Genomic DNA, 21,806 nt, shown 5'->3' with positions numbered 1-21,806 from the left:
TGACGCAAGCGACTACGGACAAGGGCTTGCGCAGGAATATGGTGCGTTGCAAGGGAGGACACCATGCACAACGACTCATACATTGCACAGCTAGACGGCGTGACCAAGCGCTACGGACAACTCGTGGCGCTGGACGGCATCGATCTCGGCCTGCGCCGAGGCGAGCTGCTGGCACTGCTTGGCCCCAACGGCGCGGGCAAGAGCACGGCCATCGGCCTGCTGCTGGGCCTGCATCGCGCGGATTCGGGCTCGGTTTCGTTATTCGGTCGCGACCCGCAGGACATCGAAGCGCGCCGCCGCATCGGGGTGATGCTCCAGTCGGCCGCGTTGCCGCCCACGCTGAAAGTGGGCGAGCTGCTGAAACTGACCGCCAGCTATTACCCGTCGCCGCGAGATACGGGCGAGGCCGCCGCGATGGCCGGCGTCGACGATCTGCTCGGCCGTCGTTACGCGGCGCTTTCCGGTGGCCAGCAGCGGCGCGTGCAGTTCGCGATGGCATTGTGCGGACGCCCGGAGCTGCTGTTTCTGGACGAGCCTACCGTGGGCATGGACATCGATGCGCGGCAGAAGCTGTGGACCGCGATCCGGCAGCTTGTTGCCGACGGCTGCTCCGTGGTGCTCACGACGCACTATCTGGAGGAAGCCGAAGCGCTTGCCGACCGCGTCTGCGTGATCGCCCACGGCAAGGTCATCAGCGAAGGCAGCGTCGATGCGCTACGGGCGCGTGTCGCCTACCGCCGCATCCGTTGCACGACATCGCTCGATACCGGAGTAGTCGCCGCATGGCCGGGTGTCGCCGAGTGCCATATCGAGCAGGGACGCATGTTCGTTTCGACCGCACAGCCGGAAAACGTCGTACGTCGATTGCTTGCCGCCGACGCCGCGCTTACCGACCTCGAAGTGCTGCGTGCGGGCCTGGCCGAAGCATTCACCGAACTGACCCGCGATAACGACGATGTTCCCGTTGTCGAGAAGGAAGCTGCCTGATGAACGCGATCGCCACACCTATCGCTCCCCCATCCATGTCGCGGGGACGCGTCTTCAACGCCTACGTGCAGGAGGCAAAGGCGGAATGCCTGCGTTATCTGCGTAACCCGGGCTTCCTGCTTCCGACGCTGCTTTTCCCGTCGGTCTTCTATCTGATGTTCGGCATTTTTCTTGCGCGATCGAATGGTCCCGAGGTGCCGCGTATCCTGCTGGCCGCTTATGGCGTGTTCGGCGTGATGGCGCCGGGCCTCTTCGGCTTCGGCGTGTCGCTGGCGCTGGAGCGCGACTCGGGTTTGCTGACCCTGAAACGCGCGATGCCGATGCCGCCGGGAGCGTACCTGATCGGCAAGATGACGATGGCGATGGGTGTCGCGACGGTCATCTCGGTCTTCCTTCTGTGCATGGCGCTGTTCCTGGCGCATGTGCAGCTGAGCGGCAGCCAGATCGCGACGCTGTTCGTCGTGCAGCTGCTTGGCGTACTTCCGTTCTGCGCGATGGGTCTGCTGATCGGAAGCCTGATCAAGGGACAAGGTGCGCCGGGCCTGATCAACATGATCTACCTGCCGATGGCCTTCCTGTCGGGACTGTGGTTTCCGCTGTCGATGCTGCCGGCCTTTATCCAGCGGCTGGCGCCGGTATGGCCGAGCTATCATCTGAACCAGCTGGCGCTGTCCGCGATCGGTCTGGGGCAGGGCGGCGAGTGGGGACATATCGGCGTACTGGCGATCTACACGGTTGCCTTCGTCCTGCTCGCCGCGCGCCGCCTGCGCCGGTACGGTTGAAGTAGCATGGTTCGTCGACTTTCCTCGGAAACTTCCCCCATGGCCGCTTCGTGGTTCACCTTCTCGCCGGACTCGCTTGTGGAGCGGCACAGGCGGCAGGGGAAGCTGCGCTACGTTCAGTTGTTCAACCTGATCTGGGCGGTCTGGATCTTTGGCGACCTGCTGTTCCAGCGGACGGTCAGCGTCAGCTGGATCGTTGCCACCGCGATAAGTTTTCCGATTTTCATGGTGCTCTACTTTCTCGCATACGTTCGCCCCCTGCGGCACATCGGTTGGTATGCCCTCGTCATGGTCCTGCTCGGGCTGGTGACGATGAACTGGAATTCGAGCGGTGGTTGCTGCTATGTGATTTTCGCCTGCGCCTATCTGGCGTTCAGTGCCCGGACGCGGCGTTCGATCGCGTATATGTTCGTCGCCGTCGTCGTCTTCGTTATCGAGGCCTTCCTGCTGAACTGGCCCATGCCCGTGATGATCACCATGAGCCTCGTGGCGCTATCGGTAGGCATGGGCAATGTCATGTATCGCGTGAATGCCGAAAAAGACGCGGAATTGAAACTGTCGCACGAAGAAGTGCGCCGTCTGGCAGCGATGGCGGAGCGCGAACGCATCGGCCGCGATCTGCACGATTTGCTCGGCCATACGCTGTCGTTGATCGCGTTGAAGCTGGAACTGTCGCGGCGCCTGTTCGATCGCGATGGCGAAGCCGCGCGGCGCGAGATGGAAGAAGCCGAGCAGGTCACGCGTCACGCGCTCGCCGAAGTGCGCGCTGCGGTAACCGGTATCCGTGCGACCGGCCTGGCGGCGGAACTGGCATCCGCGAAACTGTTGCTCAATGCCTCGCTGGTACATTTCGAGTACGAAAGCGACGTGCCCGCGTTGCCGGCGCGTGTGGAAGCCGGACTGGCACTGGTGCTGCGCGAAGCGGTGACGAATATCCACCGGCACGCGACCGCGAATCGTGCGGAAGCGAAGATCGAATGGGGCGACGACGAACTGCGTTTCTGCATCGCCGATGACGGCAAGGGTGGCGCGACGGTCGAAGGCAATGGCATGTGTGGCATGCGCGAGCGCGTGCGTGCGATGTCGGGAACGCTCGTCGTCGAATCGGCGCGTGGACAAGGCACGCGGATTCGCGTTTCCATTCCGCTGACTGTCGCCGACCGCCTGGCCGCGCCGGCACCCTCCGCGTTGCCCGACGAAAAACGACTCGCGTCATGATGCGCATCGCGACGCCCACGCCCGATTCGCTGCTTGGCAGCCTGGGCGCGCCGTATCTTCGCTGGCAGGCGGGAGTACAGGTTTTCTGGCTTATCGCGCTGATTCAGGCGCCGCTGATGGCGCGGGGATTCGCCTGGAGCTGGTTTGGCCCGACGATCGCGACGATCCCCGTTTTTCTGTACTGCTATCTGCGGACGTTCACCGGGCCGGTCCGGCAATTGCCGATGCATGCGATCGCTATCGGATTGCTCGGTCTGGTCCTGTGGGATATCAATCCGGTCGGATTGGGGTATTTGCTTTACGGCTGCATGATTCCTAGCTACACCGGCCGTTTGCGGATATGGCTGACGGCCGCGGGTATAACGTTCGTGGTGGTGGGCGGACTAACGTTGCTGTTGCATACGGATCAAGCGCGCATGGTGGTCGTGGTCCTGGGCGGTTTCCTGGGCGGATTGGGCAACTATGTCTATGTCCGTTCGGCCCGACGGGATCTCGAGCTGCGTCTGTCCCAGTCCGAAGTGCGCCGGCTCGCCACGCTGGCCGAGCGCGAACGCATTGGGCGCGATTTGCACGATCTGCTGGGTCATACGCTGTCGCTGATTACGTTGAAGTCGGAACTGGCGAAGCGTCTTGCGCTGGCCGATCCGGAACGTGCCCGTCAGGAGATGGAGGAAGTCGAGCGCGTCGCACGGCATACGCTGGGCGAAGTGCGCGCCGCGGTCACCGGATTGCGCGTGGGCGATCTTCGCTCCGAACTCGTTTCCGCGCGTCTGATGCTCGAAGCCTCGGGTATTTCGCTGAGAGTGGAACTGCCCGACTCCATCGACCTGCCGCAGGCTACCGAAGCTGCGTTGTCGCTGGTGGTGCGCGAGGCTGTCACCAATATCCATCGACATTCGCGCGCGACCGATGCGCGCGTCCTCGTAACGTTTGAAGGGAACACCATGTCAGTACGGATTGTCGACAACGGTTGCGGCGGACTCGCCGCGCACGGCAACGGAGTGAACGGTATGCGCGAACGCGTCCGCGCGGCAGGCGGCGCATTGCGCATCGATTCGCCGCCGCGCAAAGGTACGACGCTGGATATCACGATGCCCGTCGCCGATACGGCGCCGCGGATATCACGGGAGAACGCCGCATGATCCGTGTATTGCTTGCCGAAGATCAGGCGATGGTGCGCGGTGCACTTTCGGCGTTGTTGAATCTGGAGTCGGATATCGAGGTGCTGGGTACGGCTGCCGATGGAGAGATCGCGTGGCGCGAATTGCAGCGGCTGAAGCCCGACGTCCTGGTCACGGATATCGAAATGCCCGGGCTGACCGGTCTGGAAATCGCCCAGCGTGTGCGGCGCCAGGAACTGCCGATCAAGGTCATCATCGTGACGACGTTCGCGCGTCCGGGCTTCCTGCGCCGTGCGCTGGACGCGGGTGTGGGCGGATACCTGCTGAAGGACGCACCGGCCGAGAATCTCGCCGAAGCCCTCCGCACGGTGCATCGCGGCGGCCGGGCCATCGACCCGCAGCTGGCACTGGAAGCCTGGTCGGAAGCCGACCCGCTGAACGATCGCGAGCGGCAGGTACTGCGCCTGGCGGGCGAGGGGCAGTCGGCGAACGACATCGCGACCCAGCTGAATCTCTCGCACGGCACGATTCGCAACTATCTTTCCGAGGCGATAGGCAAGCTCGGTGCGGCTAACCGTATCGAGGCGTATCGGCTGGCCCGGCAGAAAGGCTGGCTGTGAGCCCGTGATGGCATAGAATACGCGGCAGGGCCAAGGGGCTTCCAGGGAGTGGGCATGTCGCGCAGCTTGCGCTCGATCGTCATCGTCTTTATCGCGGCGCTGCTTGCCGCGTGTCATGGCGTAGCGCCGCCGCTGACGCAGGACGCCTATATCTGGCAGCGCCAATGGACGCCTGCGCTTCGCCTGGCGGTAACCGATTCGAAAGACATCGTCGGCCGGTGGCGCGTTCTCGTCGCGCAGGCCGATGGCGATGGGCAGCTGAATATCTTCGCGCCCGATCTCGGCGCACTGGCTGCGAGCGGGCGGCCAGTCGTCGCGGTTGTGCGTATCGATGGCCGCCTTGCCGATATGGATCGCCCGGCCTTCGTCGACCGCATCGCTGCCCTGAGCCGGCAGTGGAGCGGCAAGATCGCAGGCATGGAAATCGACTACGACTGCGCGACGGCCCGGCTTCCGGCGTATGCGCATTTCCTGTCGACGCTTAAATCGCGCCTTCCCGGCGTGCACCTGTCCATCACGGCGTTACCGACCTGGCTTTCGTCGGGCGAGCTGGATGCCGTGACCGCATCGGTCGACGAAGTCGTATTGCAGGTGCATGCCGTGCAATCGCCGAAGGCCGGCTTATTCGATCCCGTGCTGGCGCGGCGCTGGGTGGACGATTTCGCCAGCCGAATGCACAAGCCTTTCCGCGTGGCGTTGCCGACCTATGGTTCTCGCGTCAGCTGGGACGGAGAGGGGCGCATGCTGGCGGTGGAAAGCGAGAAGGCGGGACTGGCGCCGGGTGCGTCGTCAGCCGAGCTTTCCGCCGCGCCACGCGATGTCGCCCTGCTTCTCGGCTCGCTTCGCGACGACCCGCCGCGCGGTCTTGCAGGCATCGTGTGGTTTCGCCTTCCGACGACCGACGATCGACGCGCCTGGAGCCTGTCGACCTGGCGGGCGGTCATGCGCGGCGAGTATGTCGAAGGCCGGATCGCGACCGTTTTCAGCGAAAGCGCCACTCCCGGCGCGATGGATGTCGTGCTGCGTAACGATGGCGACATCGATGCCGTGGCGCCGGCCGAAGTCGCGTTGCCGGACGGCTGCCCGCTGGCCGATGGCATCGGCGGTTACGCGTTGCGCCGCGATGGCCACGCCGTACAGCTCGCCACCGGCGATTCGCGTTTTCTGCGTGCACATACCCAGCGCACGATCGGCTGGATACGTTGTGCCCCGCCGTCCGTTTCCTCCGCCGTCGCGAACGACCGTCGCGACGCTTCCCGTCCCTTGCCAAGTAGCCCCTCATGATCCGACGCAAATCAGTCGCCATCGCTGTCGCCCTCCTGTTCGGAGGCGCCGTTGCGTGGGCCTGCGGTCCGATGTTCCCCAGCCAGTTGCTGGACGACCGTGCGAGCACGCTCAAGACGGTGCCGCAGAACACGTTTGCTTTCGAAGCGCAGCATCTGCTGCCGGCGACGGACAAACTGGTGGCGGTCGAGGACGCTCCTTACCGGTTCAACGATGCGAAGCCGCCGGCCATGCCGGACCTGACGCCGGCACAGGAAGAACGCGTCAAGACATTGCGTCAATCCGAATCGGGCGCCGCATCGATGAAGGACAGTGGCGACCTTCCGGCGGACGTGCGCGGCTACGTGGCGGGCGCGATCGATTACCGTCTTGGGGTCGGCGAATGCAGTGGCGTCACTCCGACACCCGTCGAAGGGACCGATACGGAGGACCAGGCCAGCCCTCGCCGTGTCTGTCATCTCGGTGACACGGACGCACTCGACCAGGCGCAGACCACCTTCGAAACCGTCGTGGCCATGCCGGCCGACAGTTCGATGCTGCGTGGCGTGTGGGCGGCTTATATGCTCGGCGAGATCCACGCGCTGCGTGCGGTACGGGCAGAAGAAATCGAGGACTTCGCGAAAGAGCGCGACGCGGCGGCGAAGGCGTTTGGAGAGGCCCGCTCGCGTGCCGTGGCCGGAGGTTCGGATAATCAGGGATTGGCGGTCGCCAGTTTCGGTGAAGAGGCGCGCCTGTACCTGGTCGTTAAGGGCGAGCCCTGCGAATGGGCCGATCTGTATAACGATAAGCCTTGCGCGAAGGCGCTGGCGCCCGCGGACATCAAACACGCTATTGCGCTGTATGCCGCGCAGGCCGGGCATGGCTCCGATAACGCGGTGCAGTCGCTGGCGACTATCGCCGACGTCGTGCTGAAGTCGCCCGAACAGACGAGCGCCATCATCGACGGTCCCGTTTCGCAGCGTTTGCTGGTCGCGTATGCGCTGGCGCGCATCGACGGATCGACCGACGGCAAGCCGGACGAACGGTTGGGCCGTCTCGTCGACGGTATCGAAAAGGCCGGTCTCGACAAGGTATCGGCGGCCGACCGTCTGGCCTCGCTGGCCTATCAGCTCGGCCGTTACGATCTGGCCGCGCAGCTGGTGTCGAAAGCGCCGGGTCCCTTGTCCAGTTGGGTAAGCGCCAAGCTTGCATTGCAGAAGGGCGACATGGCGGCGGCGACCGCGGCCTATGCCCAGGCAGCCAAGGCGTTTCCTACCGCGTATGACCCCAAGACGCCTCTCGATCAGGAAAGCATGCATCTGCTGATGGGTGAGCAGGGTGTGCTTGCGCTGGCGCGCGGCGAGTACGTCGAAGCAATGGGGCATATGTACGACACGGGCATGGCCGTGGGCGGCGATGGCAATGTCGTCGACGACTATGGCTCGGGCTACGGTTATGGCAACGACACGGCGTATATCGCCGAGCGGGTGCTTACCGTCGACGAGCTGAAAACCTTCGTCGATGCCCGGGCGCCGGCGTCGCCCGTGAAAGCGGTCGATCCGAACGACAAGGAGGCCGCTTATCGTCCGATGCCGTTGAACGATCGCCTGCGCTGGCTGCTGGCGCGACGTCTGGTTCGTGCAGGTCGCTACGCCGATGCCGAACCCTACTTCGTTGCCGGGATCGACAAGCGCTTCGCCGAGGTCGACCTGCGCGAGACGGTACGCGCGTATGCGAAGGCGCTGCATGACGGCGACCATGCATGGACCGATATCGGCAAGGCCGAAGCGCTTTTCACGGCGGCAACGATTGCCCGCGTGCACGGTATGGAGATCATGGGGTACGAGCAGGACCCGGATTACACCGATATCGGCGGCGGTTACGAGGGTGGATCGGGCCAGAGCGCGGCCAGCCTCAAGGGTGCGTATGTCACCGAGGGCGAACGCCACCGTTTCGACGAAAGCATGGCTAAGCCGTATCAGCGTTTCCATTACCGATATACCGCGGTGGATCAGGCGTCGCTGGCGGCCGATATGCTGCCACCGCGCTCCCAGGCGTTCGCGGCCGTCCTTTGCAAAGCGACCGGCTGGATGGAGGACGGTCCCGGCGGCTTCTACATGTCGGACGATGCCGGGATGCCGGTGCCCAACGAACGCAGCAAGCGCATCGAGGCGCTGTACAGCCGTTATGTGAAACAGGGTCCCTATGTGGAATGGGCGGACGATTTCGGCCGGACCTGCGAGGAGCCGAATTTCGACAGCGCCCGCAAGCTGCTTCGGGCGCAGCGCATCGCGGCCGTGAAGCATGCGATCCGTCACTATCTGCCTTACGAGATCGCCGGTTTCGTGGCGATCGTGGGTCTTGTCGGCTTTGCGATCAGGCGTCGCCGCCGCAAGGCCTGAGGGCGTGAGGGGGCGGCATGAGCGATAATGCCGCCCCGTTCGTTTCCCCCGGTTTCTCAGTGAAAAAGTCCGACTTCGATTTCGACCTGCCGCCCGAACTGATCGCCCAGGCTCCTCTGGCCGAGCGCTCGGGGAGCCGGTTGCTGCTGCTCGATGTCGCGACGGGCACGCGCGAGAACCGGTTGTTCCGCGACCTGCCGGACCTGCTGCAGCCGGGCGACCTGCTGGTATTCAACGACACCCGTGTCTTGCCGGCCCGTCTTTACGGGCACAAGGAATCGGGCGGCGCCGTCGAGATACTGATCGAGCGCGTGACGGGAACCCACGAGGCCCGTGCCCAGCTCGGCGTCAGCAAGAAGCCGAAAGCTGGCGGACGCATCGTGCTGGCCGACGGCAGTATCGCGACCGTCCTGGGTCGCGACGGCGAGTTCTTCATGCTTCGCTTCGAAACCCAGGAGCCGCTGGAGAAAGTCCTGCTGCGTCTGGGCGAAATGCCTTTGCCGCCATATATCGAGCGCAGCGCCGACCAGAACGACACCGAGCGTTACCAGACGGTGTTCGCGCGCGAGCCGGGTGCCGTCGCGGCGCCGACGGCCGGTCTGCACTTCGACGAATCCCTGCTGGAACGCATTCGCGCCCTGGGCGTCGACATGGGCTACGTGACGCTGCACGTCGGAGCGGGCACCTTCCAGCCGATGCGGGCGGACGATGTCCGCGATCACGTCATGCACCGGGAATGGCTGAACGTGGGCGCCGGGCTGGTCGAGCAGATCCGCGCCACGCGGGCGGCCGGGGGGCGGGTCATCGCCGTCGGCACGACGGTCGTCAGGGCGCTGGAAAGCGCGACGGTCGACGGCGTTCTCCGCCCGTTCGCCGGCGAAACCCAGATTTTCATCTTCCCCGGCTACCGGATCACCAGCGTCGACGGCCTGGTGACGAACTTCCACCTGCCACAGTCGACGCTGCTGATGCTCGTCTCGGCGCTGGCCGGCAAGGAAACCATCCTCGACGCCTATCGCTTCGCCGTGGCCGAGCGCTATCGCTTTTTCTCCTATGGCGACGCGATGCTGATCCTGCCCCGGCGTCCCCTTTCCGCCTAAAGATTCGGGGATCCCCGCCGATAAGCCCACCGAACAACCCTTCGCGATGACGCGTGGGGTGTACGGGATCGGGGCTCATGGCGAAGAAAACATCCGGTGACAAGGCGCCCGCGGCCGTTGTGCTCGACGCCGACCTGCGTATTGGCGCGGCTCCCGCGCTGCGCGACATCCTCCTGACCGCCCTGGCTTCGGGTAAGCCCGTGCAGATCGATGGCGCGGGCGTCACCCATGTGGATACGGCCGGCCTCCAGCTTCTGGCCGCCTTTTCGCGCGATGCGCGCGCGCGCGATCTGGCGCCGGTCTGGCTCGCCGCCAGCGATTCCCTGCACAAGGGTGTGGCCACACTGGGCCTTCATGAATTGATCGAACTGCCGGCTCGCGCCGGCGTGAACTGAGGTGGACGATGGCTAAGATTCTTGCGGTTGACGATTCGGCTTCCATGCGCAGCATGGTCGCCTTCACTCTGCGTGGCGCCGGTCACGAGGTCGAAGAGGCGGACAACGGCCAGGCGGCTCTCGATACGGCGCGTGGCCAGAAGTTCGATCTGGTGCTGGCCGACGTGAACATGCCCGTCATGGACGGGATATCGATGGTCCGCGAAATGCGCGCGATGGCGGAATACCGCGGCGTGCCGATCCTCATGCTGACCACCGAATCCAACCCCGAAAAGAAGATGGAAGGCAAAGCGGCCGGTGCGACGGGCTGGCTGGTCAAGCCGTTCGACCCAGACCAGTTGCTGGCGACCGTCGGCCGCGTTCTCGGCTGATAAAAACAAAGATACACAGGGCCGTACCCATGTCCAAAGTCGATCTGGCGCAGTTCCACAAGGCTTTCTTCGAGGAGAGCCTCGACGGTCTCGATGCCATGGAGGCGGCGCTGCTCGCACTGGACGAAGGCTCCGACGATCCCGAGCTGGTCCACACCGTGTTCCGCGCCGCGCACTCCATCAAGGGCGGCGCGGCCACGTTCGGTTTTTCCGATGTGGCCGCCTTCACCCATGTCGCCGAGTCGCTGCTCGACGAGGTGCGTAGCGGTCGTCGTCCCATGGACAAGGCCATCGTCGAGCTACTGCTGCGCTCGGGCGACACCGTGCGCGACATGCTCGCCCGTTCGATGAACGGCGAGCCGGTCGCCACACCCGAAAGCCAGGACTTGCTGGCGGCATTGTCGGCGATGGTTTCCGGCGGCACGGCCGTGCCTGTGGCCGCCGTTGCCAAAGCGGCCGCGGCAGACGATGTCGAAGGGTGGGATATCGTCTTCCGCCCGTTCGACTATCTGCTGAAGACCGGCAACGATCCGGCGCGCATGTTCCGCGAACTGGAGGCACTGGGTCCGCTCAGCGTCACGTGCGATGCGGGCAAGCTGCCGGCACTCGATACGATGGATGCCGAAACGGCCTATCTTGCGTGGACGCTTCATCTGGCCGCGCCCGCTAAGAAGTCGGCTGTCGAAGGTGTCTTCGACTGGGTCGACGGCGATTGCGAACTGAGCATCGTGCCCCGTGTCGCGGTGAAAGCCGAACCCGCACCCGTCGCGGTTGCCGTGGCCGCTCCGGGCGCCGCGCCGCGTACCACGCGCGAGTCGGCGGCGAACAGCGAATCCAGCTCCGTCCGCGTTGGTATCGAAAAGATCGACACCCTGATCAACCTCGTCGGCGAACTGATCATCACCCAGTCGATGCTCACCCAGTTCGCCGACGGTGTGGATGCCTCGCAGCTCGAACTGCTCCGTCACGGCCTGGCCCAGCTGACGCGTCATTCGCGCGAGTTGCAGGAAAGCGTGATGAGCATTCGCATGCTGCCCATCAGCACCGTGTTCAACCGCTTTCCACGCCTCGTCCGCGACCTGGCCCAGAAGCTCGACAAGAAGGTGAATCTCGACCTTCGCGGCGAGACGACCGAGCTGGACAAAACCGTGCTGGAGAAAATCGGCGATCCCCTCGTGCATCTGGTGCGCAATGCGATCGACCACGGCCTGGAAACACCGGCGAAGCGTTCGGCCTCGGGCAAGTCCGAGGTCGGCACCCTGCGGCTGGAGGCCTTCCATCGTGGCGGCTCCATCGTCGTGCAAGTGGGCGACGACGGCGCGGGTCTGAATCGCGACGCTATCGTGGCCAAGGCGATCCAGCGCGGCATCATCGCCAGCGGCGAGGGCATGAGCGACGATGCGGTCGCCGAACTCATCTTCGAAGCCGGTTTCTCGACCGCTGCCGCGACTACCGACCTCTCCGGTCGTGGCGTGGGCATGGACGTCGTTCGCCGCAATGTCATGGACCTGGGCGGCGCCGTCGCCATTTCCAGCGTGCAGGGCAAGGGCACGACCTTCACGATCACACTCCCGCTGACCCTCGCGATCATCGATGGCCTGACCGCGGCCGTCGGTTCGGAAACCTATATCGTCCCGCTCGTGTCCATTGTCGAATCCGTGCAGCTGAAGCCGGACATGATGCGTAGCGTGGCGGGCGGCGGCGAATTGTTCCGTTTCCGCGACGCCTATCTCCCGGTAGTGCGCCTGCACGACGTCTTCGGTTGCGAAGGACGCCGTCGCGCCATCAACGAGGGCATCGTCATCGTGGTGGAAGGCGAGGGCACCCGGATTGGCCTGTTCGTCGACGAACTGATCGGTCAGCAGCAGGCGGTCGTCAAGTCGCTGGAGGCTAACTACCGACGCGTAAACGGTATTTCCGGCGCGACCATCCTCCCCGACGGCTCGGTGGCGCTCATTACCGATGTCACGGGACTGGTCCGTATGCAGACAAGGCGCCGGGCCGCCTGAGGACCTCGCCTACACACCCCATTCAAGGTTCGCCTCCCTCAGCCGATAGTTCATGAAGGGGAGGCGGAAAGAACGTTCCGCCAGTGGAAAGAACATGAATCAGCCAGCCAGCAGCGCCATCGCGTCCGAGACCGAAGCGGCCGTCGCCGCCCAGTACCTGACCGTCAATCTCGCGGACGAGGAATACGGCGTGGACATCCTCGCGGTACGCGAGATCCGCGGCTGGACGCCGGTCACCCGCATTCCGCAGACGCCGCACTACGTGCTCGGCGTCCTCAACATGCGTGGTGCCATCGTTCCGGTGCTGGACCTGCGCCTGCGTTTCGGACTGATCCGCGAGGAATACACCGCAACCACCGTCACCGTGATCGTCACCGTCGCCGGCCGCAATTTCGGCGTGGTCGTCGATGCGGTATCCGATGTGGTGGAAGTGGCCCCGTCCGAGATTCGTCCCGTGCCGGACATGGGTACGGCCGTGGAAACCGAATACCTGAAAGGACTCACGTCCGTTGGCGAGCGCATGGTGTTGCTCCTCGATGTGGACAAGCTGTTGCAGCCGCAGGATGCGCAGATGCTGGAGGCGGCGTTGCCTTCCGTGTCCGATGTGAAAGCCGTCGCCTGATAACGCGTTGTCGCCGTCGGGGGCCCACCTGACCGGCATCCGCATATCGGGTGGACCACCGCACTTTGCCGATTGGAACAGTGATGAAGAAGTTCAGGTTCAAGATTCCCGCACTTACGGTACGCGGCCGCCTCTACGGTGTGCTGGGCATGCTTACCGCCATGCTGATCGGCGGCGCCGCTGTCGGCCTCGGTTCGATGTACTTCCAGAACGAAGGTCTGCGCACGGTTTACGACGAGGAGATGGTTCCCTCCGAGTTGATCAGCCAGATCAACACGCGTTCGCTGATGTCTTTCGTCGTACTCGGCGAAGCTGCCGCCAAGGTCGGCCAGCCCGACCAGGTGAAGCAGAAGGTCGCGGAATTCCAGAAGTACCAGACCGAGATGGATGGGCTGAAGAAGGCACTCACGGCTATTCCGATGAGTCCGGATATGGAAAAGCTCTACAAGGACTGGAAGTCGACGGACGCGGACTATGACCAGGCCAAGTCGGACATCGTGGATGCGCTGAATCAGGCCGACACGGGTGCGACCGACGTTCTCGAACTTCAGGTGCGTCCATTGCTGATGCAGCGTCAGGACGCCCTTTCCAAACTCATCACCGCGAAGCGTGACGAAGCGAGCGCCATTTACGCCAAGCAGGCCAGCAACTACAGGATCGTCCGCGCGCTCTCCATCGCCGCGCTGGCCATCGGCCTGGCCATTTCGCTGCTGATCGCCGCGCTGGTTGTTCGCTCGATCATCCGTACGCTGGGTTATACGGTTTCCATCGCCCACCAGATTGCCGACGGCAAGCTCGGTCACGAGATCCGGGTCGACCGTAGCGACGAACTGGGTGCACTGCTCGCCGCGTTCCGCACCATGGACGAGCGTCTGACCGCCATCGTCAGCGAAGTGCGTCACGGCTCGGGTTCGGTAAGCACGGCGGCGCAGCAGATTTCCCGCGGCAACGACGATCTCAGTCAGCGCACGCAGGAACAGGCATCCAGCCTGGAAGAAACGGCTTCGTCGATGGAAGAAATGACCTCCACCGTGAAGCAGAATGCCGAGAACGCCAGCCACGCCAATCAGCTGGCCCGCGGCGCGCGCGAGCAGGCCGAGCGCGGTGGCGAAGTGGTCGCGCAGACGGTCGTCGCCATGCGCGAAATCAACAGCTCCAGCCGCAAGATCGCCGATATCGTCAGCCTTATCGACGAGATCGCGTTCCAGACGAACCTGCTGGCGCTCAATGCCGCCGTGGAAGCGGCGCGTGCCGGCGAGCAGGGCCGTGGCTTCGCCGTGGTCGCCACCGAAGTCCGCAACCTTGCCCAGCGCAGCGCGGGTGCGGCGAAAGAGATCAAGGGCCTGATCAACGACAGCGCCGACAAGGTCAGGACGGGCTCCGAGCTGGTCGACCAGTCGGGCCGTGCGCTGGCCGAGATCGTCGACAGCGTCAAGAAGGTCACCGACATCGTCGCCGAGATCGCCGCCGCCAGTCAGGAACAGTCGGCCGGTATCGATCAGGTCAACCATGCCGTGCTGCAGATGGACGAAATGACCCAGCAGAACGCCGCACTGGTCGAAGAGTCTGCCGCCGCCGCCCGTGCCATGCACGAGCAGGCTAATGAACTGACTCGTCAGGTCGGATTCTTCCATGTCGCGGGTGACGGCACCCGTGCGCCGGCGCAGAAGAAAGCCGCCCGTGCAAGCACCGTCGACGAGGTGGAAGCCGTGTTCGCCGCCGTGCGTAGCGCACCGGCCGCTGTTCAGCCGCGCGCCCAGCGCCCGGCGGAAACGGCCGACGCGGGCGCCTGGAAGGAGTTCTGATCGATGGCCGCGCTCACCACCGACGATAGCGTCGTGCTGGCGAGCGCGACCGGTCCCACGCTGGGGGATACCGACTTCCGCTTCCTGCGCGACTTCGTCCTTCAGCACTGCGGGATTTCACTGGGCGAGCACAAGCGTCAGCTGGTCCAGGGACGTTTGCTCCGCCGCCTGCGGGCGCTGGGTCTGTCCGGCTTCGGCGCCTATTGCGAACTCCTGCGAAAAGACCCCGACGGCGAACTTGGCGAGCTGGCCAGTTGCATCAGTACCAACGTCACGTCGTTTTTTCGCGAGATGCATCACTACGACCTTCTGGTCGACGATCTCCTTCCTCGCTGGCTCGAAGAGAAGCGTGGCGGCAAGCTGCGGATATGGTCCGCGGGCTGCTCCACCGGCGAGGAGCCCTACGCACTTGCGATGGTGCTGGCCGAGGCGCTCGAGCGTCTGGGCAGCAGCGTCGATGCGAAGATTCTGGCTACCGATCTTTCGCCGCAGGCACTCGAAGCCGCGCGCAAGGGTGTCTATGCGCTGGATCGTCTTTCGGGCGTCAGCGACGCGCGCCGAAAACGCTGGTTCCTGCGCGGGCAGGGCGCCTACGAAGGCCTGGCGTGCGTGCATCCGCGTCTGCGCGAGCTGGTCACCATCCAGCCGCTCAATCTGCTCCACGAATGGCCGATGCGCGGACCGTTCGATGCGATCTTCTGCCGCAATGTCGTGATCTATTTCGACAAACCGACCAAGCAGCGCCTGTTCTCGCGTTATGCCGACATGATCGGCAGCCGCGGTTATCTTTTCCTCGGTCATTCCGAGTCGATGTACGGCCTTAGCGACGACTTCGATCTGGTGGGCCGTACTGTCTACCGGAAGCGCCAATGAGCGACATGTCCGTCGCGCCGCCGCGCACGTTCGTCGGGTTCGATCCCGCACGGGTTCTCCCGGGCTTTGAACATGTACGTCGTTTCTGGGATCCCGCCCAGGAAGTCGTTACGGTCAAGGTGTTGCCGGGCGAGTACTACGTCAGCGCGCAGGACGAAATGATCTCCACCGTGCTTGGGTCCTGCGTGTCCGCGTGCGTGCGGGATCACCGGCTGCGCCTGGGCGGCATGAATCACTTCATGCTGCCCGAGCCCGCGGGCGACCGCGATGGCTGGAGTTCGACCGTGGGCCGTGCCGCGCGCTATGGCAACGATGCGATGGAGCAGTTGATCAACGCCATCCTCAAGGCTGGCGGCAAGCGCGAGGATCTCGAGGTGAAAATTTTCGGCGGCGGCCGGGTGCTGTCCACGATGACGGATATCGGCCAGCGCAATATCGCCTTCGTCCAGCGCTACATCGCCACCGAAAAACTGAAGCTCTGCGCTGCGGACGTCGGCGACGTTTATCCGCGCCAGGTGCAGTTTTTCCCCGTGAGCGGCAAGGTCCGCGTACGCCAGCTCCGCTCCATGCACGACACCCAGCTTGCCGATCGCGAAAAACGATACCTCAAGCGATTGGCGAACGATCCGATAAAGGGAGAGGTGGAACTGTTCTGACGCGTTACGTCGGGCAGATGCCCGCGCCGCCGTCGCTCCGTGCCACCTCAGTTGTCGCTCCGCCGGTTCACCGATCAAGCATCCGCACCCAGGCCATCCGAGTCCATGCAAAAAGTACGCGTACTCATCATCGACGACTCTGCCCTGGTGCGAAAGGTCCTGACGACTATGCTTGAGTCGGATCCGGCTATCGAGGTGGTGGGCACTGCGCCCGATCCGCTGATTGCCCGCGAGAAGATCAAGCTGCTCAATCCCGACGTGCTGACGCTGGATGTCGAGATGCCGCGCATGGACGGCCTCACGTTCCTCGAGAACCTGATGCGTCTGCGGCCGATGCCGGTCGTGATGGTGTCCACGCTGACCGAGAAGGGCGCCGACGTCACGTTGCGCGCGCTCGAACTCGGCGCGGTCGATTTTTTTACCAAGCCCAACGCCGATCTGGCCAGTACCTTCATGAGCTGCGCGCCGGAAATCTGCGCGAAGGTGCGTCTGGCGGCTGGCGCGAAACCGCGCGAACGCGCCGATGTCCGCAAGCTGGACGTGGCGCCGCGCCTCACCGCCGACGCTGTGCTTCCCCGTACGCAGGCGGCAGGTTCGCGCGGTGGCACCCGCATCATCGCTATCGGGGCATCGACGGGCGGTACCGAGGCGATCCGTGTCGTACTCGAGGCCATGCCGCCGACGGCGCCACCGATCGTCATCACGCAGCATATTCCCGCCGCTTTCAGTGGTCCGTTCGCGGCGCGCATGGACAGCTGCTCGGCCATGCGCGTTTGCGAAGCGCGCGATGGCCAGCCCATCCAGGCGGGGCATGCCTATATCGCACCCGGTAATCAGCACCTGCTCGTGATGTGGGACGGCGCGCGCCATGTGTGTCGTCTGCACGACGGTCCGCCGGTCAATCGCCACAAGCCCGCAGTCGACGTGTTGTTCCGTTCGGTGGCCGCCAGCGTCGGCGCCGCGGCTATTGGTGTGGTGCTGACAGGCATGGGCGACGATGGTACGCGCGGCCTTGGCGAGCTTCGCGACGGCGGTTCGCCGACGCTGGTCCAGGACGAAGCCAGTTCGGTCGTCTGGGGCATGCCCGGCGCCGCCTGGAAGGCCGGTGCCGCCGACGAAATGCTGCCTCTCGACGCGATCGCGGCCCGTTTGCTCGCGCTCGCCAATTCACCTGTTTCCTCCGGCGCCAAGCGCGTCGGTACCTGAAGAACGAGACGCCATCATGCTTACTTCGAACAACGAACGCATCGCCGGATTCGCGGTCAGCGCCCTGGCGCTGATCGCGGTCCTGGTGTTCCACAGCCCCTGGGTGGCGCCGGTCGCGGTGGCTCTCCTGACGGCGACGTGGATCGTCGTCAGCCAACGCGGCGCTCATGCGCAGGTGACCGGGCTCGTCCAGGTATCGACCAGCGCGGCCGACGAAGCGTCGGTGCGCGAAGCGATGGAGGACGTCCGCAGCGCCATCGTCGACGAACTCGGGCATGCCAGCCGCGAACTGCATCAGGCACTGGACCTGCTGCGTGACGCAGTCGCCGAACTCGGCGGCGGCTTCAACGGTCTGTCGAAGAAGACCGGCTTGCAGCAGGCGCTGCTCAGCCAGATCATCGAAAGCGGCGGCAAGGGTATTTCGGTACAGGACTTCGCGTCCCGCACCGCCGACCTGCTCGAGCATTTCGTGGGCTTGATCGTGCAGCTGTCGCGCGAAAGCCTGCGCATCGTCTACCGCATCGACGGCATGTCGAAGGAAATGGACGCCGTCTTCGCACTGCTTAAGAACGTCAACACCATTGCCGAAGAAACCAATCTGCTCGCGCTGAATGCGGCGATCGAAGCCGCTCGTGCCGGAGAGTCCGGTCGCGGCTTCGCGGTCGTGGCCGGCGAAATTCGCAACCTGGCCCAGCACAGCAATCAGTTCAACGAGAAAATCGGCACGCACGTCGAGCGGTCGCGCACCGCGATGGAACAGTTGCGCGAACTGGTGGGCAACATGGCGTCGCAGGACATGAACGTGGCGCTTTCGGCCAAGGGAGGCATCGATGAAATGATGTCCACGATTACCGAAAGCAACGCGCGTACCAGCGCCGCCGCCGACGAAGCCGCCACGATCAACCGCGGCCTTGGCAACGACGTGTCCACGACGATCCGTTCGCTGCAGTTCGAGGACATCCTGAGCCAGCTGCTGCACCAGACGCGCTCGCGTCTGGTCGAGCTTCAGGAAATCACCGCCGACTGCACCCGCGACATCGAAGAGCTGGCCTGCGCACCCGCGGAGGCACACGAGCTGGGAGCTCGCGCCCAGCGCGTGCGCGTCCGTCTTGCCGAACAGCGCGAACGTGCCCGTCTGCGCGCACGCGGTCCGGCCCTCCAGCAGTCGATGGCTGCCGGCGACATCGATCTGTTCTAAGGGGATAGCCACATGACCATCAATATTCATCATGACCGCGAACAGGGTTGCCTGACACTGCACCTCGGCGAGCGCTTCGATTTCTCGATTCATCGTGCCTTCCACGACGCCTGCCTTGGCGATATCGCCCCGGCGCGCAGCTATGTGCTCGACCTTGGCGAAGTGACCGGCATGGACAGCTCCGCGCTGGGCATGCTGATGCTGCTACGCGAACACGCCGGCGGGGAGCGCGCGGAGATCCGCATCGTCAACGCCAGTGCGGACCTGCGCAATACGCTGCGCATCGCCGGATTCGACAAACTGTTTACCGTGCACTGATCCTCACCGATCGGCATGCCGGAAGGCGCAGCGGCGACGCTGCGCCTTTCTTTTTGGTGTTTCGCGCTACGAATATGCAATCGGTGGGCGTAGCTCTGGGGCAAGCTGGGTGTATGGCGGCGCGTGCGAGCGCTACGCAAGCCTGCGCATCCCCATCCCCCAACACTGGAGACATCCCATGGGCAGCGGCACGATCAAGACAAAAGACGGCACCAACATTTTCTACAAGGACTGGGGTAAGGGTCCTGTCGTCACGTTTTCGCATGGCTGGCCGTTGACGGCCGATGCGTGGGACGGGCAGATGATGTTTCTCGCCGAGCGCGGCTATCGCGTTATTGCGCACGATCGTCGCGGGCACGGACGTTCCGACCAGCCTTTCGACGGCAATAACATGGACCAGTACGCCGACGATCTCGCCGAGTTGTTCGAGAAACTGGACCTGAAAGACGCGACGATGGTCGGGCACTCGACCGGTGGTGGCGAGGTGGCCCACTACATCGGCAGGCACGGCACGTCGCGCGTGAAGAAAGTTGTGCTGGTTGGCGCGGTACCGCCGTTGATGGTTAAAACCGACTCGAATCCCGAAGGATTGCCGCTTACGGTGTTCGACGGTATCCGCAAGGGAACGTTCGACGATCGTTCGCAGTTTTTCGAGGATCTCAGCGCACCGTTCTACGGCGCCAATCGTGAAAACAACCATGCGACTCAGGGCATGCGCGATTCGTTCTGGCGCCAGGGTATGCAGGGCAGCATCAAGGGCCTTTACGATTGCATTCGTGAATTTTCCGAGGTCGATTACACAGAGGACCTGAAGAAGATCGACGTGCCGACGCTGATCGTCCATGGCGACGACGATCAGATCGTACCTATCGTGGCCGCCGCGATGAAGTCGTCGAAGATCGTGAAGAACGCGACGCTTAAGGTGTATCCCGGAGCGCCGCATGGCCTCACCAGCACCCACCAGGACCAGTTCAACGAAGAGCTGCTGGCCTTCCTGAAGAGCTGATCCGGTTTCCCTCGAAAGCGCCCGGGCGTGAAGACGTCCGGGCGCTTTCGTTTTTGCCGTATTCGCATAGTGCGATACCGCTTTCACATACCTCGCTGCGATAGCGACGTTCCCCTCTTCACAACTTTCGTCACACTTTCGCGTGCATCTGGCCGGTTTTGCGCATTCGACGCGCTGCGCTCGGCGTACTCATAAGCCATCGCACGGTTTGTTCCGTACATCCCTCGCTGACGCTGGCGAAGGGCTCGGGTGCCGCTCTCGTTGCGGGGAGCATTGCTGGAACGCGAAAGCGTTCGGGGAGTGAACGTAATGGCTATGACACAGGGGAAAGCGGGCCCGCTAACTCGCACATTGCTGGCAAGTTGCATACTTGCCGCTACGCTCTCGATGGCTGCGTGCAGCGGCTCGGGATCGGTTAAATCTCACACTGGCACCGGCGCGGCGGTAACGCCGAGCGGCGGAACCGGCGATGGTTCGGGTGGTTCCGGCAGCGGTTCGGGCGGAAGCGGTTCCGGATCGGGTTCCGGCTCCGGCGATGGTTCCGGCTCGGGTGGTACCGGCAGCGGTGGGACTGGCGGCGGTAGCGGCGGCGGTACCGGCGGAACAGGTGGCGGCACGGGCGGTGGCACCGGCGGAACAGGCGGTGGTACTGGTGGCACCGGCGGCGGCACAGGTGGCACAGGTGGCACAGGTGGCACAGGTGGCACAGGTGGCGGTACCGGCGGCGGTACGGGTACGGGAGCGACCGGCCCATCCAATGCGGTCGGTGCGATCGCCACGGGTGCCGGCAATATCGTCTCGTCGATCGGCGGAGCGGTTTCCGGCGTCGGCGCACAGATTCCCGCCATTACAGCACTCGGCGGTAATGCCGCCGCGGCAACGGCCCTGGGCGGTGTGGTCGACAATCTCGGCGACGCGGTTTCCGCGCTCGGCAACGGCGTGAGCGGCGGCCTCGGGCAGACAGGCAATATCGTCAACCCCGTCGGCACGACCGTTGGCAGTGTCGGCGGCGTTGTGGGCTATACCGGCGCGGCAGTGAACGATCTGGGACAGGTAGTCACCAGCGCGGGCGCGGGTTCGCCGATCACTCCGATCACATCGGTCCTGGGTACCACCGTGTCCAACGTCGGCACAGGCGTCCAGACTCTCGGCACGGGGCTTACCGGTGCGTTGGGGTCGGGCGGTACAGCGCAGCTCACCCAGGCGCTGAGTAACGTCGTTACGCCGATTGCGACCAGCCTCGGCAGCAGCACGGCGCCCGGTACTTCCACGAACCTCGTGGCGTCGGTATCGACGGCCGCCGGCAATACGACGGCGGGTGCTGGCCTGGGGGTGGCAAGTCTCGGTGCGGCCATTGCCGCGGCTCCCGTTTCGGGCCCCGGTGGACAGCTGACCCAGACCCTGGGCAGTACGGTGCAAGGTCTTGGTACATCGGTCGACGTACTCGGGACGGGTGTGACGGCTGGCATTGGCCATGCGGGAACCAGCACGAACCCGGTGGGTACGACCCTGGCGGGTGCGGGTGCCGCGGTATCGGGCATCGGCAACACCGTTACGGGAGTAGGCAGCACGGGTGCGCTCGCGCCGCTCAATCCGGTAACCAGCGCGTTGGGTTCGACGGTCGCGGCGGTCGGTGCCGGGGTCGGCGCCGCAACCAATGGCGGACCTCTGACACCGGTAACCCAGATCCTCAACAACACCGTCAACGGCCTGGCCGGTGCGGTGGGTGGAGGTGCGGGGGCGCCAGGGTCGGCTCTCGATCTCGGCGATGTGCTGGGCGGTCTTAAGGGTGGAATCCTCGGCAAGCGGGGTGCCTCGCACTGAGGCGTTGAGCGATCAACCGGACGGAGGCGC

20 protein-coding genes are annotated in these 21,806 nt (G+C 64.4%); all 20 read left to right on the top strand.

From position 1 onward, the window contains the following. The first annotated feature begins 63 nt into the window (after nucleotides 1–63). The 20 genes from EC912_RS10250 (at nucleotide 64) to EC912_RS10155 (ending at nucleotide 21,776) form a co-directional block, all read left to right on the top strand. On the top strand, nucleotides 64–987 hold the full coding sequence (locus EC912_RS10250; protein WP_132143580.1) for an ABC transporter ATP-binding protein: 924 nt from the start codon (nucleotides 64–66) through the stop codon (nucleotides 985–987). Beyond that, nucleotides 987–1,769 carry an ABC transporter permease gene (locus tag EC912_RS10245; RefSeq protein ID WP_165973563.1) on the top strand — a complete coding sequence of 261 codons (783 nt, stop codon included), beginning with the start codon at nucleotides 987–989 and terminating at the stop codon, nucleotides 1,767–1,769. The genes EC912_RS10250 and EC912_RS10245 overlap by 1 nt, the downstream gene beginning before the upstream one ends. 39 nt (nucleotides 1,770–1,808) lie before the next feature. Then, nucleotides 1,809–2,987 (top strand): sensor histidine kinase, encoded by a 1,179-nt coding sequence (locus EC912_RS10240; protein WP_132143576.1) that lies wholly within the window; start codon nucleotides 1,809–1,811, stop codon nucleotides 2,985–2,987. Continuing rightward, complete coding sequence (locus EC912_RS10235; protein WP_132143574.1) at nucleotides 2,984–4,129, top strand: sensor histidine kinase; 1,146 nt, start codon at nucleotides 2,984–2,986, stop codon at nucleotides 4,127–4,129. The genes EC912_RS10240 and EC912_RS10235 overlap by 4 nt, the downstream gene beginning before the upstream one ends. Beyond that, complete coding sequence (locus tag EC912_RS10230) at nucleotides 4,126–4,728, top strand: response regulator transcription factor (protein WP_132143572.1); 603 nt, start codon at nucleotides 4,126–4,128, stop codon at nucleotides 4,726–4,728. Before EC912_RS10235 ends, EC912_RS10230 begins: the two co-directional genes overlap by 4 nt. 54 nt (nucleotides 4,729–4,782) lie before the next feature. Beyond that, entirely contained in the window at nucleotides 4,783–6,012 is a 1,230-nt protein-coding gene (locus tag EC912_RS10225) for a DUF3142 domain-containing protein (protein WP_132143570.1), read from the top strand. Continuing rightward, nucleotides 6,009–8,393, top strand: coding sequence for a hypothetical protein (locus EC912_RS10220; RefSeq protein WP_132143568.1), 2,385 nt, complete (start codon nucleotides 6,009–6,011; stop codon nucleotides 8,391–8,393). The genes EC912_RS10225 and EC912_RS10220 overlap by 4 nt, the downstream gene beginning before the upstream one ends. A 17-nt stretch (nucleotides 8,394–8,410) precedes the next feature. Further along, nucleotides 8,411–9,493, top strand: coding sequence for a tRNA preQ1(34) S-adenosylmethionine ribosyltransferase-isomerase QueA (gene queA, locus EC912_RS10215; protein ID WP_207906813.1), 1,083 nt, complete (start codon nucleotides 8,411–8,413; stop codon nucleotides 9,491–9,493). 77 nt (nucleotides 9,494–9,570) lie between these two features. Next, nucleotides 9,571–9,888: an STAS domain-containing protein gene (locus EC912_RS10210; RefSeq protein ID WP_132143566.1), complete on the top strand. Its 318-nt coding sequence runs from the start codon at nucleotides 9,571–9,573 to the stop codon at nucleotides 9,886–9,888. A gap of 8 nt (nucleotides 9,889–9,896) precedes the next feature. Continuing rightward, on the top strand, nucleotides 9,897–10,259 hold the full coding sequence (locus EC912_RS10205) for a response regulator (protein WP_132143564.1): 363 nt from the start codon (nucleotides 9,897–9,899) through the stop codon (nucleotides 10,257–10,259). 29 nt (nucleotides 10,260–10,288) lie between these two features. Then, the gene (locus EC912_RS10200) at nucleotides 10,289–12,268 is read left to right on the top strand and encodes a chemotaxis protein CheA (RefSeq protein ID WP_132143562.1); all 1,980 of its coding nucleotides are present in this window, start codon (nucleotides 10,289–10,291) and stop codon (nucleotides 12,266–12,268) included. Between the two features lie 94 nt (nucleotides 12,269–12,362). After that, on the top strand, nucleotides 12,363–12,890 hold the full coding sequence (locus EC912_RS10195; RefSeq protein WP_132143560.1) for a chemotaxis protein CheW: 528 nt from the start codon (nucleotides 12,363–12,365) through the stop codon (nucleotides 12,888–12,890). Between the two features lie 83 nt (nucleotides 12,891–12,973). Continuing rightward, nucleotides 12,974–14,695 (top strand): methyl-accepting chemotaxis protein, encoded by a 1,722-nt coding sequence (locus EC912_RS10190; RefSeq protein ID WP_132143558.1) that lies wholly within the window; start codon nucleotides 12,974–12,976, stop codon nucleotides 14,693–14,695. Between the two features lie 3 nt (nucleotides 14,696–14,698). After that, complete coding sequence (locus tag EC912_RS10185; RefSeq protein ID WP_132143556.1) at nucleotides 14,699–15,568, top strand: CheR family methyltransferase; 870 nt, start codon at nucleotides 14,699–14,701, stop codon at nucleotides 15,566–15,568. After that, nucleotides 15,565–16,224 (top strand): chemoreceptor glutamine deamidase CheD, encoded by a 660-nt coding sequence (gene cheD, locus EC912_RS10180; protein ID WP_243649220.1) that lies wholly within the window; start codon nucleotides 15,565–15,567, stop codon nucleotides 16,222–16,224. Before EC912_RS10185 ends, cheD begins: the two co-directional genes overlap by 4 nt. A gap of 105 nt (nucleotides 16,225–16,329) precedes the next feature. Continuing rightward, nucleotides 16,330–17,430 (top strand): protein-glutamate methylesterase/protein-glutamine glutaminase, encoded by a 1,101-nt coding sequence (locus EC912_RS10175; RefSeq protein ID WP_132143554.1) that lies wholly within the window; start codon nucleotides 16,330–16,332, stop codon nucleotides 17,428–17,430. 16 nt (nucleotides 17,431–17,446) lie between these two features. Continuing rightward, nucleotides 17,447–18,628 (top strand): methyl-accepting chemotaxis protein, encoded by a 1,182-nt coding sequence (locus EC912_RS10170; RefSeq protein WP_132143552.1) that lies wholly within the window; start codon nucleotides 17,447–17,449, stop codon nucleotides 18,626–18,628. 12 nt (nucleotides 18,629–18,640) lie between these two features. Next, complete coding sequence (locus EC912_RS10165) at nucleotides 18,641–18,946, top strand: STAS domain-containing protein (protein ID WP_243649219.1); 306 nt, start codon at nucleotides 18,641–18,643, stop codon at nucleotides 18,944–18,946. Between the two features lie 178 nt (nucleotides 18,947–19,124). Next, nucleotides 19,125–19,952: an alpha/beta fold hydrolase gene (locus EC912_RS10160; RefSeq protein ID WP_132143550.1), complete on the top strand. Its 828-nt coding sequence runs from the start codon at nucleotides 19,125–19,127 to the stop codon at nucleotides 19,950–19,952. Nucleotides 19,953–20,261: 309 nt separating this feature from the next. Then, nucleotides 20,262–21,776: a collagen-like triple helix repeat-containing protein gene (locus EC912_RS10155; protein ID WP_132143548.1), complete on the top strand. Its 1,515-nt coding sequence runs from the start codon at nucleotides 20,262–20,264 to the stop codon at nucleotides 21,774–21,776. The last annotated feature ends 30 nt before the right edge of the window (nucleotides 21,777–21,806 follow it).

The sequence above is a fragment of the Luteibacter rhizovicinus genome, assembly GCF_004342265.1.
GTDB classification, from domain to species: Bacteria; Pseudomonadota; Gammaproteobacteria; order Xanthomonadales; family Rhodanobacteraceae; genus Luteibacter; species Luteibacter rhizovicinus_B.
The sequence above is the reverse complement of the archived record's forward strand: the minus strand, read 5'-3'. Positions and strand labels throughout refer to the sequence as shown.